The sequence below is a fragment of the Leptotrichia sp. genome, assembly GCF_057270615.1.
Genome location: NZ_DBHIXN010000053.1, coordinates 1 through 12,331 on the forward strand (window position 1 = coordinate 1; position 12,331 = coordinate 12,331).

Genomic DNA, 12,331 nt, shown 5'->3' on the forward strand with positions numbered 1-12,331 from the left:
TGGAAAATACTGGAATATTTGATGTGAGTGGAACTTACAAAGAGCAATTTTATCACGGATTGATGTTAGGATTGGTTTTAATTTTGAAAAATGAATACGAAATTACATCGAATAATTTTGCGGGAAAAGGAAGATACGATTTACTTTTAAAACCTAAAAATATTCTGGAAGGAAAAGAAGGAATTATTATTGAATTGAAAATTATTAATGGGACAGAAAATTTAAGTAATGATAAAATTCATGAAAAGTTAAAAAATGAATGTGAAATCGCATTAAAACAAATTGATGAAAAAGAGTATATTTCAGTTTTGAGAAATGCTGGAATTGATGAAGTTTTAAAAATTGGGATTGCATTTTTTGGGAAAGAGTTTGAGATAAAATTTAAAAAAGAATAAATTTGGGGAAATATCTTTTAAAATTTTTGGAAAAAGGGTATACTATGTTTGTATTAATTTTTTGAAAGGAAGAATGAAATGGAAAAAAATAAGATGGAAAAGGAAGAATTGAAAAGAGATAATATAGGGCAAGAATATAAATGGAATTTATCGGATATTTATGAAAATTATTCGGCTTGGGAAAAGGATTTTGAGAAAGTTGGAGAATTGAAAAGGGAATTGGCTAAATTTAAAGGGCAATTTGGAAATGAAGGCAAATTGCTGGAATTTTTTCAGAAACAGGAGGAAATGGATAAAATTTCTTATAAATTGTATCGGTATCCACAGCTTGCAAGAGATTTAAATTCACTAGATAAGGAGGCTGTGGAACATTTGCAAAAAGTTCAGTTTTTATTTGCAGAGATTTCTACTGAATCGTCTTGGGTAAATTCGGAACTGGTTGATAATCGTGAGAATATTGAAAAATGGATTGAAAAAAAAGAATTTGATGATTATAGATTTGGACTGAAAAATTTGTTTAGACTGCAAAAGCATATTCTGGAAGAAAAGGAAAGCAAATTGCTGTCGTACTACAGCTCATTCTTTTCAGCACCAAGAAGTATTTATTCGGAAGTTACGGTTACGGATGTGGAATGGCCTCAAGTTACGCTTAGTTCTGGAGAAAAAGTGGATGTAACGCCTGCCAATTATTCTAAAATTTTGTCTACAAATAGAAATCAGGAAGACAGAAAACTGATGTTTCAGACGTTTTATACAATTTATGAAAAGAAAAAAAATACAATTGCTGCAATTTATAATTCAATTTTGCAAAAAGGAATTGCTTCAAAGAAGGCCTACAATTATGATTCATTTTTGTTAAGCCATCTGGAAAGTGACAATATTCCAGAAGAAATTTACTTGAATCTTGTCAATACGGCAAAAAATAATACAAAACCATTGCAAAGATATTTAAAATTGAGAAAGAAAATTTTGGGACTTGAAAAATATTATAATTTTGACGGCTCAATTAATCTAATAGAATTTGACAAGGAATATGAATATGATGATGCAAAGGAAATAGTGCTAAATTCGGTTGCTCCGCTTGGGAAAGATTATGTAGAAAAAATGAAAAAAGCGATTTCAGAAGGCTGGCTGGATGTATTTGAGGCAAAAGGTAAAAGAACGGGAGCGTATTCTGCAGGAGTTTACGGAGTTCACCCATATATGCTTTTAAATTACAACAAGACTTTAGACAGCGTATTTACATTGGCACACGAACTGGGACATACTTTGCACACTCTTCATTCAGATGAAAATCAGCCTTTCTCGATGGCAGACTACACAATTTTCGTAGCAGAAGTGGCTTCCACATTTAACGAAAGACTACTGCTTGACTACATGCTGGAAAATACCGATGATCCAAAAGAAAGAATTGCGCTGCTGGAGCAGGAAATTGGAAATATTGTTGGGACATTCTATTTTCAGGCATTGCTAGCAGATTATGAATATCAGGCACACAAGCTGGCAGAAGCTGGAGAGCCGATTACAGCGGAAGTTTTGAGCAAAATTATGGAAGACTTGTTTGACAAATATTACGGCGACATAATCGAAAAAGATGATTTAATCTATATTTTCTGGGCAAGAGTTCCACATTTTTTCAACTCGCCATTTTACGTGTATCAATACGCCACTTGCTTTGCCTCATCAGCGATTTTATATGAGAAAATGATAAATTCAAGCGATGAAAGCGAAAGAAAACAAACGCTTGACAAGTATATTCAGTTATTGAGTTCAGGAGGAAATGACTTTCCAATGGAACAGCTTAAAAAGGCAGGAGTTGACTTGTCGAAAATCGAAACGATCGAGGCTGTAGCAAAGCAGTTTGACTTGCTGTTGGATAAATTGGAAGCAGAGATTGGAAAGTTGTAGAAAAATAATGAAATTTATAGAAAAGAAAATATTTATTTTTTTGTATAACGTTGTATTGACAATGTAATTAAAAATGGTATAATGAATAAAAAAGGAGGTATTTGTTATGGCAAATACAAATTTAAGTATTAGAGTTGATAAAGAAACAAAAGAAAAAGCGAACGAATTATTTAACAAATTTGGCTTGACAATGACAACTGCAGTAAATATGTTCTTAAAAACTGCAATTAGAGAAAATAGAATTCCTTTTGAATTGAAATTGGAAGAAGAGCCAAATGAAGTGACTTTAGAAGCAATGAGAGAAGCTGATAGAATTGCAAGAGATGATAGTGTAAAGGGATATGACAGCATAGAGGAGTTGAGAGAGGCACTTGGTGTATAAAATTAAATTTACAAGACAATTCAAGAAAGAATTGAAATTAGCCAAAAAGCAAGGAAAAAATATTAATAAATTATTTAAAATCGTTGATATTTTAGCTGAAAAGAAAGTATTAGACATTAAATATAAAGATCATGCATTAATCAGTAATTACAAAGGATTTAGAGAATGCCATATTGAACCTGATTGGTTATTAATATATAAATATTATGATGATATTTTAGTCTTATCATTATCTCGTTTAGGTTCACACTCAGAACTGTTTTAGTATGGTTCTGAGTTTTTGATATTATGAAGGAGTAGATTTTTTATGAAAAAAATATTTTTTGTTTTAATTATTATAATTTTAATTATAATAGTTGTTAAATTATACAAAATAAAGGCAAAATCAAATTCAGAACATACAGCTGAAGAGTTTGTTAATAAACTCGATGAATTAGGATATTTTAAGTATGCTAAAAAAGAAGATGCTCCTTCTTTAAAGAAAGAAATGTTAGAGATTATAAGAAAATATGGAAGTGAAGGAACATTAACTACGTTATGGGATGAAAATACAAATGTAGCAAAAGATTATAGATTTTATTTTTGTGATGGGGAAACAGTTTTTGAAGGGGATGGAATACCAGATTTGATAAATGATCTACAACCTTCATTTGAAAAATTTGGAGTTAAAATAAAAATTGGCAGTTTTTCAGAAGAATGGGATGATGAAAAAGGATTAAGCACCCAAATTAAAATTAACGGCACAGAGTATGAAATTTTTAAAAATTTTAAAAAAAGTGGATGGGGAGAAGCTCCTATGAGAATAGCACATGCTATAAATAAAGAACTTGAAAAAAAGGGAATAAATGAAAAAATTTATTTAATATCAGGTGGAAATGACGGGAAATTAGTATTTTTAACAGAAGAGCAACATAAATATATCTATGCCTTTTTTAAAGATTCCAAAGAAAAGCCTCTCGGATTGAATGAATGGGGAAAGGTAATGAAAACAGAACCGTTGAATTTTTAACCTATTAAGAAAGGATAAATTTAAATGAAAAAAATAATTTTACTTTTCACAATAATTTTAGAATTTAATTTATTTTCAAATACACCGTATGATGAGTTTTTTCAAAAAGTGGAGAAATTAGAAGAAAAAATAAAAAATGGAGATAAAAAAGCAATTAATAATCTAGGGAATTTGTATGCAAAAGATAAAAATTCTCGAAATATTCCTAAGGCAAAAGAATATTACAGATTGGCAATAAAAAATGGTTCTGAAATTGCTAGTAAAAATCTTGAAATAGCAAATAAACTTCCAAAATTATGTCCTGAAAGGTCGATATGTGAAAATTGGACAACAATTAGATTTGTAGAGGAAGATGAAAAAATAGAAAAAATGGTAATAAGCGGATTTCCTGCTGATAAAGAAGAAGTAACTGAAACAGAAAAACAGGAAATTAGAAAAGAAATAGAATATTTGTTAAATATCTTTTTTGAAAATGAAGAATTTGAAATCGTTGGATATGCTGATAAAACTGAGAATAATAAAAATAAATTATCTTTACTGAGAGCTGAAAAAATGGCAGAATTTCTAAAACAAAATGGATTGAGAAAAGATATAAAAATTACTAAAATGATCGGAAAAGGATCTGAAAATCCAATTGATACGAATGATACAGAAATTGGAAGATACAATAACCGTCGTGTTGAAATTTTGTTAAAAACTGGGGAGGTTAAGAAAATTGATATTGAAAAATTATTGAATCAGTTAAAAGATGAATAGTGTTATCTGGACACTCTCTAATATCCTGTACTTTCATTTGTATTCAATATATCTTCATTATTTTTTATTATTTCTGAATCAGTGTAGATATAATTATTTATTTTCATTATTCCCATCCTTATTTTTATAATTTATGATTTTAAAAAATTTATTTATTCTTTCATTTCCTTATATTCATGTGCAAATTTTTTGTACTCTAAAGTATAATTTTTTAATCCCTTCGTTGTTTTTAGTCTTCTTACCATTTCGTTAGCTTTTTTAATATCACGTTTGTCCAAATAATAGGAACATAGTTTTATCAATGCTTTCGCTTCCTTTTGTTTAGCAGCCTTTTTATACCATTTAACCGCTTCTTCAATATTTCCTTCTTCCTTCAACTTATCCGCATATTCTATCTGTGCCTCAGCTCTATTTTCCTTTATTGCTGATTCTTTAAAATATTCCCTCGCTTTTTCAATATTCCCTTCCTCAAATTCGATAACTCCCATGTAATAAATAGCGTCTTTCAATCCTTTATCATACGCTTCTTTAAATAATTTTTTCCCAACAGCTTTATCGCCAAATACATCATAAAATCGTGCCAAAGTTACTAATTCATCTTGAGAATATTCTACCATTTTCTTTTGTTCCTTTTCAGCTTCAGAAAAATTTTTCATTATCATATTTTGTGCTGATTTCATATACAAATCTGCTATTTTTCTTTCGTTTTCATTTCCATTCAAATAATTCAAATATTTCTCTATATTAGAGTTAAGATTAATAACTTCAGTATCATTTAATAATCTATTCTTCCAATAATTCATATTTTGCATATCATTTTTTAAATAATATATTCTTACTAAAGAATATATCGAATCTGTATTCTTTAACTTAGCTCCTTCTGTATAAAGTTTTATTGCTTCCTTTGTTTTCCCTAATTCTTCAAGCATATATCCTAAATTCCTATATCCTTCTAAATTTCCTAATTTAATATATTCTCTGTAATATTGTTCTGCTTTTTCATATTCTTTTTTTTCATAATAAAATTCTCCTAGATTTCCTGCTACTTCTTTATTTCCTTCATCGTATGCTATTTTAAACCATTTTTCACTTTCATCTGTTTTTCCTGCCTCATAGTACATAGTCGCTATTTTTACATATGCCACTTTATTATATTTGGCTATTTCCAGTAGCATTTCTTCAGCTTTTTTATAGTTTTTATTATTAATTTCATTTTCTATTTCAGCAACTCTTTTTTCGTATTCTTCTTTATTTAATACTATTGTATAAGTTTTTTCTTGGGGTTCAGGTTTTTCACAACTTATTGTTGCTAATGATAGTATTATCAGTATTATTATTTTAAACATTTTATTTAACTCCTTTTATTTCTATATCTGTTAAAAATGGTTGTTTTGAATATTCTATCTGTGAACGGTAGCTTAGCCAGTCAGAAGGAATACTAGTTTTTATTTCTTTTATAATTATTTTTTTTACATTATTTTTAGGAGTAGTATTTATTTTTTTTTCAATATCTTCAATTACATCTGGAATAAAGGTAAAATTTTCATATCTTTTACTCTTTAATTTTAATATTTCTTTATTTGTATCAAATATTTCGAAGTCTTCATTGGCTTGGTTAAAAACTTTATTTTTATTTTTATTTAAATTATCTAATTTTATATTATGTTGACTAATTTCTTTATCAAGTTTTTTATTTTTCAAAAACATATCCGCTTCAAAGATTCCTTTACTTATAAAGCCAGCAGTTTCTATATTCCCTACCGTTTCTTTAGCAAAACCATACATCTGTATTCCTGGTTCCCCTGCTATACTTTTTGCTTTTTTTATTAGCATCATGCCTTCATCAGAATTTTCAAATAAAGATTTTGTAGACTCAGCAAGAGCAAATGTTTTTGCTCCTATCCCTGTTTGCGATTCGGTGTATAATGCTCCTCCTATCCCACACTTCTTATGAAATTTCTATCTGAAGGCGAAAACAGACTTCCTAAAAAGGCACTTTCTATTTCTGGATTTTGTCTATTATATACTCTAAATATTAGATTTGTTGGAAATTTACTTAACAAGGGGGGAAAAATCCCCTTGTCATTTAAAAAATAAAATATTATTTGTATCTTTGATTTATTCTTTTTTTCAATTCTCCTAGTGAAATTGGCTTGGAAGTTTTTATCAAATCCTTATAGACATTATTTAAATGCCTGATTACAGATTTATCAGTTATTCTTATACAAGTTTCGTGATTAAAGAGAAAGCCTGTAGTAGTAAAGTTTAAAGAGCCTAAAAAGGCAATTTTGCTGTCGATTATGTAGATTTTACTATGAAGATTGTAGCTTTTTTCAAGAATATGTACATTGAAATTATCTCGTTTTGAGTAGTAAAATTCGTGGTTTATTGTTAGTTTTCTTAAAAAAAGGGTTAATATTCCAAAAATAATGGTAAGTGCTAAAAAATGATTTTTGGAAATTGGGAGTATATTTTTTGTAAAGGAAACATCGAAAATAAAGGATGTAAAAATTTCTAATGCTGCGATGGATAAAATAATATAAAAAAATATTAATAGGGATTTTCCCAAAAGAAACAACCATTTTTCAGAACCTAAAATAGGATTTTGGCTATATAAATTTTTTTTTAAAAAAGGATAAATTCTTTCATTGTCTTTTGAAATAATATTTACTTGAACATCTTTGTTTAATGCCTCAAAAATATCTTCGGTTATCATATCTCCGCTTAAAAAGGGAGAAATTACTGTGATTGATTTTTTAGCTTTTTGTATTGCATTTCTAATGCTAACTCCAGCCTTTTTTCCAACATAAATATCACAGGAAATTCCTTCTAAAAAAGATTGCTCAATTTTTGGGATACTTTTTTTTCTTTCGGTTTTTGTCTTTACAGTTTTTTTTGTTGAACTATTTGAACGCTTTGTTGTGTTTTTTTTCATTATTTTTCCTTCTTTTTGTTTGTATCTGAACTTTTGAAAAATTTAGAAATTTCCTTTAATGTTCGTTGATCTTTTAAAATACTGGTGTGAGTAGTATTATCAATAATTTTAAAATTATCAGATTTCATTTTTGCAGTTTTGATAGGAACCATTCCGTCATCTTTTCCACGAATTATCATCGAATACAGCAGGTTATTAGTCTTGTTTCCGATCAAAATCATATAGTCATAATCAGGCTCACCAAGCTGATTTATAAAACTTTTCTTTTTTGTGCTGAATTGTGGGACAACTTTTCCAAATGTAGCTGGAAACTTATCAATAAAGGGAATATCTGCTAAATGGCTTCCGTGCGATGGTGGAGAAATAAACACGACTTTTCCCAGATTTTTGAGAGGATTTTTCTTTAAATAGTATCGTAAAATACCACTTCCCATTGAATGTGCCACAAAATTAATTTTTATATTCTGATCAGAATTTTCTGAATAAATTTTTCTTTTAATGTTTTCAATATTTGGCTTTATGTAAAGATCAGCAATTTCTTCGGCAGTTTCTTTTGTGGTAGGATATTGGATATTTATAATTCTGTAATTATTTTTAAAATTTTGAGCGATGATTTCCATATCCGAATTTTTTCCATAAATACCGTGAAGAAGTATCAAAAAATCTTGGCTTTGACGAATTTTGTCATCTTTTTTATAATAAGTTTTGACTTCGTAACTGTGATAAAGAAGTCGGGCTATAACATTTTGAGCTATAACAATTTCAGCCACTTTTATTGCTGAACCAATTAATATGCTTTTTATTATTTCTTTCATTTTTTTCCTTTATTTGCTATTTAATTTATAAAATTCAAAAATCCCTATTTCTCCAAGTTTTGCCACATATTCATCAATTTCTTCAATATATTCCGAAATCTTTTGTCCTTGTCCACCAGTTGTAATAACGTAAGCATTTGGAAAAAATTTTTTATATTGCAAAATTAATTCTTTTATTGATCCAACATTTCCGTAAAAGATGCCAGCATTAATTTGAGAAACTGTATTTACTCCCAAAACAGTTTCAGGTTCTGTAAATTCAATTTTGGGCAAAGCGGCAGTATTGTTAAATAGGGCGTTTATTGAAAGTGCAATTCCTGGGATAATGCAACCGCCCATATAAGTTGAATCCTTTATCATATCAAAGGTTGTGGCTGTTCCAAAGTCAATTATTAAAAGCTCCTTTTCTGGATAAAGTTTTTTTGCCGCTAAAATATCAACAATTCTGTCTGCTCCAAGTCCACGTTCCATATTTGGCAAAATTTTTATTTCTTTTATTTTATTTTCTACATTGTCAAGCGTTACAAAAGTTGGATCAATGTCAAAATATTTTTTTCCAAGTCTTGTAAAGTTTTCATTAATATTTGGAACAACTGATGAAACTATAATATTTTTTATATTTGAAATTTCCAAATTTTTGCTTTTTATAAATTCGTTTAACATTATAAAAAGAGTATCTTCGGTAAATTCCAGATGTGTTGGTATTCTAAATGTTGCCAAAATATTTCCATCTTCATTATAAAAAATTGGTACAATATGTGTATTTCCAATATCAAATCCTAAAATCATAATTTTTTTCCTTTCTTTGAAAAACTATTTTTTATTTTTTAACAAGGGATACTTCCCCTTGCTTTTCATCCAATTTCTGGTAATTTTACTTCATAAATAATCCGATATAAGCCATAACTGATAAAATAACTCCGACAATTGCTTCTCCACTCATTAGTCCATTTGATATTAAAAGCAGTTTTGAATTGGAATTTTTTGAAATTCTGTTTCCAAAAAAACTTGCAAGGCCACCTAAGAATACAGTTGAAGATAGATAAAATGGTACATAAATTCCAATTCCAAAAGTTAGAACTGGTAAATTTAAAAGGCTTAAAATTAACCCAGCAGCAAGTCCAATAAAGAAAATACCTAAAAACGGAATTCCGTTTATTACTGTTGCTACAATAGAAGCCTGCAGTGCGATTAATTCAGTATTTTCAACAGGTCCGATTATTTTGTAGACTTTGAAAAAAACAAAAAATAAAAATGTTATTACAAAAGAGCTTACAACAGCACCGATTAATTCTCCAAAAAGCTGTTCGGATGGTTTTACTTTCATTTTGTATCCTGATTTAAAGTCGTTTAAAATATCACCTGCAAGTCCACAAGCAACTGTTATAATACAAGCTAGCATAAATAATATTAAAGTGTTTAAATTTGTATAAAATTTTATTCCGCCAATATTTAATCCATTTAACATTTTATTTAAAAATGAAATTAATAAAATTGTAATTATAGCGTAAATTTCCATTGGATTGACTCCAGTTTTTCCAGTCGAATATCCAGCGATTATTGTACATAAAATAGAAATTAATACTAAAACAAGTGCAATAAATATTGGTAATCTGTATACAAAAATTACAGTAATTATTGAAATAATCAGTAAAATGAATAATTTTGTTAAAATGCTTTTATTTTCTGTATTATTTTTGGATTTACTCAAAAAAATAATTTTTAAAATTACAGCAAGTCCAATTCCAATCATAAATCCCATTCCAAAACTGTTTTTCATAATAGGAAAATTATTAATTTTAAACATTTTTGCAAGTGGTTCTCCGACAAAAAGAACAAGAGCCCCTCCTAAAAACCAGACAAATGTATTTAAAAATCCAAGAACATATCCCATTCCAACTAAAAGTGGCGATACATAAAAGCTGAAAAGTCCATTTTTTAATGAAAGTATTGCTGGAATAATAGGTGCTTTACCTTTTGTAAAGCTAAAATCACGGAAAAAAGCGATAATTGAACTAAACAGTGTTCCAAAAGCAACATAATGAATATTTTCTGCACTTTTTCCTGAGTTTACAAGATGATATGCTGCTTCTCCAACAGGAAATTCAAGTTTTTCTTGTTCAATTAATTTTGTACGAAAGATATATGATAAAAATGCTCCCGCAATGCTTCCGCACAAAATAGTTAAAAGCAGCTGATATTGATGGATGTCTTTTAATTTTCCGCCTAAAATAATATAAGCAGGCATTGTAAAAGCAACACCTCCAGCTACCATTGAACCAGCACTCATAATCGTATGTGCAATTGTAATTTCCTTGTTATTTGTCTTTTTAAATAGATTTAATATAATCATAGATAAAAGAGTAACCATTATAGTTGGCCATGGTAAAGCTCCAAATTTTAATGCAATATAGAAAGAACTGGAAGATACTAGAACTGCTCCAATAATTCCTGTAAAAATTGCTGCAAGTGTTATGTTCGATTCATTTTTCAGAGTTTTTGATGATGCTTTTTTTATTTTTCCCATTAGGCTACCTCCTAGTATTATTTTACTAATAAAATTTTACTTCATTTACAGGGTATTTGTCAATCAAATTTTGCAATTAGGCAAAGTAAAAAAAATAGTAGAAAATAAAAAAAATTATAAGGAAAAATGTTAGATTTATTGGAAATTATAATAAATTTTTCAATTTATTATTAAAATATATAAGAAATTATGTTATAATGTGAAAATGTAAGAATAAACAGAAAAATTAAATAGATTTGTTCGAGAATTATAATTTAAATAGATAAATATTCTGAATCAAAGGACAGAGTAAAAATTTTAGTAAGATGATGAGAATGCCCCTGATTAAAAGAGAAAAAATGTTATTTTGTTTATAAGAATCTAAAAATATAACTTTTGATTCACCTCTAAATAATTTACTTTGTCAAAAGAAATTTAAGATATCGAATGTATCTAAGCATAAAATAATTTTTGGAAGAGGAGAAGAAGATATATGTTATTAGAATTAAGAGAACTTCAGACAAATACAGAAAAGTATTTGGGAAAAGAAATTGAAATTAACGGATGGGTAAAGAAAATTAGAAGTCAAAAAAACTTTGGATTTATTGAATTAAATGATGGAACTTTTTTTACCGGGATTCAAGTTGTGTTTGATGAAGCATTGGAAAATTTTGAGGAAATTTCTAAACTTACAATTTCAACTTCTATTAAAGTGACAGGAGTTGTAGTAGAATCGTTAGGAAAAGGCCAAGATTATGAAATTAAGGCAACAAAAGTTTCTGTTTACCAAAAGGCTGATTCAGATTATCCGCTACAAAATAAGAGACATACATTTGAATTTTTGAGAACAATTGCACATTTACGTCCTAGAACTAATGCATTTTTTGCAACATTTAGAGTGCGTTCAATTTTGTCTTATGCGATTCATAAATTTTTTCAGGAAAAAAACTTTGTATATGTACAAACACCGATAATTACTGGAAGTGATGCGGAAGGTGCTGGAGAAATGTTTAGGCTTACGACACTTGATATAAATAATGTTCCAAGAACTGAAAATGGAAGCATTGATTTTAAGCAGGATTTTTTTGGAAAAGAATCCAATCTTACTGTTAGTGGACAGTTAAATGTTGAAACATTTGCAACAGCATTTAAAAATACCTATACTTTTGGGCCTACATTTAGAGCTGAAAAATCTAATACTCCAAAACATGCTGCTGAATTTTGGATGATGGAGCCTGAAATTGCATTTGCTGATTTGGATGTAAACATGGATATTATTGAAGAAATGATAAAATATATTGTAAATTATGTGAGAGAAAATGCTAAAGAAGAAATGGAATTTTTTAATAAATTTGTAGATAAGGATTTATTTAATAGACTTGATACATTAGTAAATAATAAGTTTGATAGAATTACTTATACAAAAGCTATTGAAATATTAAAAAATTCAAAACAGAAATTCGAGTATGAAGTAGAATGGGGAATTGACTTACAAACTGAACATGAAAGATATTTGGCAGAAAAACACTTTAAAAAGCCTGTATTTGTAACTGATTATCCAAAAGACATAAAAGCATTTTATATGAAATTAAATGAAGATGGAAAAACTGTAAGAGCAGTTGATT

The 12,331-nt window shown here is 28.3% G+C and carries 14 protein-coding genes; 7 read left to right on the forward strand and 7 right to left on the reverse strand.

Annotated features, from left to right (window positions below):
* The 6 genes from ACO409_RS08640 to ACO409_RS08665 form a co-directional block, all read left to right on the forward strand.
* Nucleotides 1-395, forward strand: a 395-nt coding sequence (locus ACO409_RS08640) for a PD-(D/E)XK nuclease domain-containing protein (protein WP_485556396.1), incomplete at its 5' end; no start/stop codon positions are given.
* A gap of 78 nt (nucleotides 396-473) precedes the next feature.
* On the forward strand, nucleotides 474-2,303 hold the full coding sequence (gene pepF / locus ACO409_RS08645; RefSeq protein WP_485556398.1) for an oligoendopeptidase F: 1,830 nt from the start codon (nucleotides 474-476) through the stop codon (nucleotides 2,301-2,303).
* 106 nt (nucleotides 2,304-2,409) lie between these two features.
* Nucleotides 2,410-2,685, forward strand: coding sequence for a type II toxin-antitoxin system RelB/DinJ family antitoxin (locus ACO409_RS08650; protein WP_147003420.1), 276 nt, complete (start codon nucleotides 2,410-2,412; stop codon nucleotides 2,683-2,685).
* Entirely contained in the window at nucleotides 2,678-2,950 is a 273-nt protein-coding gene (locus tag ACO409_RS08655; protein WP_197735163.1) for a type II toxin-antitoxin system YafQ family toxin, read from the forward strand. Before ACO409_RS08650 ends, ACO409_RS08655 begins: the two co-directional genes overlap by 8 nt.
* Nucleotides 2,951-2,992: 42 nt before the next feature.
* Nucleotides 2,993-3,694: a hypothetical protein gene (locus ACO409_RS08660; RefSeq protein WP_485556402.1), complete on the forward strand. Its 702-nt coding sequence runs from the start codon at nucleotides 2,993-2,995 to the stop codon at nucleotides 3,692-3,694.
* Between the two features lie 24 nt (nucleotides 3,695-3,718).
* Nucleotides 3,719-4,450: an OmpA family protein gene (locus ACO409_RS08665; protein WP_485556404.1), complete on the forward strand. Its 732-nt coding sequence runs from the start codon at nucleotides 3,719-3,721 to the stop codon at nucleotides 4,448-4,450.
* A gap of 152 nt (nucleotides 4,451-4,602) precedes the next feature.
* On the opposite strand, the gene ACO409_RS08670 is transcribed toward ACO409_RS08665, so the two are convergent.
* The 7 genes from ACO409_RS08670 to ACO409_RS08700 form a co-directional block, all read right to left on the reverse strand.
* Entirely contained in the window at nucleotides 4,603-5,796 is a 1,194-nt protein-coding gene (locus ACO409_RS08670; protein WP_485556406.1) for a tetratricopeptide repeat protein, read from the reverse strand.
* Between the two features lies 1 nt (nucleotide 5,797).
* The gene (locus ACO409_RS08675; protein ID WP_485556408.1) at nucleotides 5,798-6,283 is read right to left on the reverse strand and encodes a hypothetical protein; all 486 of its coding nucleotides are present in this window, start codon (nucleotides 6,281-6,283) and stop codon (nucleotides 5,798-5,800) included.
* A gap of 101 nt (nucleotides 6,284-6,384) precedes the next feature.
* A complete protein-coding gene (locus tag ACO409_RS08680) occupies nucleotides 6,385-6,513 on the reverse strand; it encodes a hypothetical protein (RefSeq protein WP_485556410.1) in 129 nt (42 codons plus the stop codon).
* A gap of 38 nt (nucleotides 6,514-6,551) precedes the next feature.
* Nucleotides 6,552-7,385, reverse strand: a complete 834-nt coding sequence (locus tag ACO409_RS08685) for a phospholipase D-like domain-containing protein (RefSeq protein ID WP_485556412.1) — start codon at nucleotides 7,383-7,385, stop codon at nucleotides 6,552-6,554.
* Nucleotides 7,385-8,200 carry an esterase/lipase family protein gene (locus ACO409_RS08690; protein WP_485556414.1) on the reverse strand — a complete coding sequence of 272 codons (816 nt, stop codon included), beginning with the start codon at nucleotides 8,198-8,200 and terminating at the stop codon, nucleotides 7,385-7,387. Before ACO409_RS08690 ends, ACO409_RS08685 begins: the two co-directional genes overlap by 1 nt.
* 9 nt (nucleotides 8,201-8,209) lie before the next feature.
* Nucleotides 8,210-8,989 carry a type III pantothenate kinase gene (locus ACO409_RS08695; protein WP_485556416.1) on the reverse strand — a complete coding sequence of 260 codons (780 nt, stop codon included), beginning with the start codon at nucleotides 8,987-8,989 and terminating at the stop codon, nucleotides 8,210-8,212.
* Between the two features lie 85 nt (nucleotides 8,990-9,074).
* Nucleotides 9,075-10,727 carry an OPT/YSL family transporter gene (locus ACO409_RS08700; RefSeq protein WP_485556418.1) on the reverse strand — a complete coding sequence of 551 codons (1,653 nt, stop codon included), beginning with the start codon at nucleotides 10,725-10,727 and terminating at the stop codon, nucleotides 9,075-9,077.
* 472 nt (nucleotides 10,728-11,199) lie between these two features.
* Between ACO409_RS08700 and asnS the strand changes: the two genes are divergently transcribed.
* Nucleotides 11,200-12,331: asparagine--tRNA ligase (asnS, locus tag ACO409_RS08705; protein WP_485556420.1), on the forward strand; the 1,132-nt coding region annotated here is incomplete at its 3' end.

What these genes read in the sequence shown, in the direction of transcription:
- ACO409_RS08690 (WP_485556414.1), bottom strand. Translation starts at nt 8,200, where the DNA reads ATGAAAGAAATAATAAAAAGCATATTAATTGGTTCAGCAATAAAAGTG.
- ACO409_RS08700 (WP_485556418.1), bottom strand. Translation starts at nt 10,727, where the DNA reads ATGGGAAAAATAAAAAAAGCATCATCAAAAACTCTGAAAAATGAATCG.
- ACO409_RS08670 (WP_485556406.1), bottom strand. Translation starts at nt 5,796, where the DNA reads ATGTTTAAAATAATAATACTGATAATACTATCATTAGCAACAATAAGT.
- ACO409_RS08665 (WP_485556404.1), top strand. Translation starts at nt 3,719, where the DNA reads ATGAAAAAAATAATTTTACTTTTCACAATAATTTTAGAATTTAATTTA.
- ACO409_RS08675 (WP_485556408.1), bottom strand. Translation starts at nt 6,283, where the DNA reads ATGCTAATAAAAAAAGCAAAAAGTATAGCAGGGGAACCAGGAATACAG.
- ACO409_RS08685 (WP_485556412.1), bottom strand. Translation starts at nt 7,385, where the DNA reads ATGAAAAAAAACACAACAAAGCGTTCAAATAGTTCAACAAAAAAAACT.
- pepF (WP_485556398.1), top strand. Translation starts at nt 474, where the DNA reads ATGGAAAAAAATAAGATGGAAAAGGAAGAATTGAAAAGAGATAATATA.
- ACO409_RS08650 (WP_147003420.1), top strand. Translation starts at nt 2,410, where the DNA reads ATGGCAAATACAAATTTAAGTATTAGAGTTGATAAAGAAACAAAAGAA.
- ACO409_RS08695 (WP_485556416.1), bottom strand. Translation starts at nt 8,989, where the DNA reads ATGATTTTAGGATTTGATATTGGAAATACACATATTGTACCAATTTTT.
- ACO409_RS08660 (WP_485556402.1), top strand. Translation starts at nt 2,993, where the DNA reads ATGAAAAAAATATTTTTTGTTTTAATTATTATAATTTTAATTATAATA.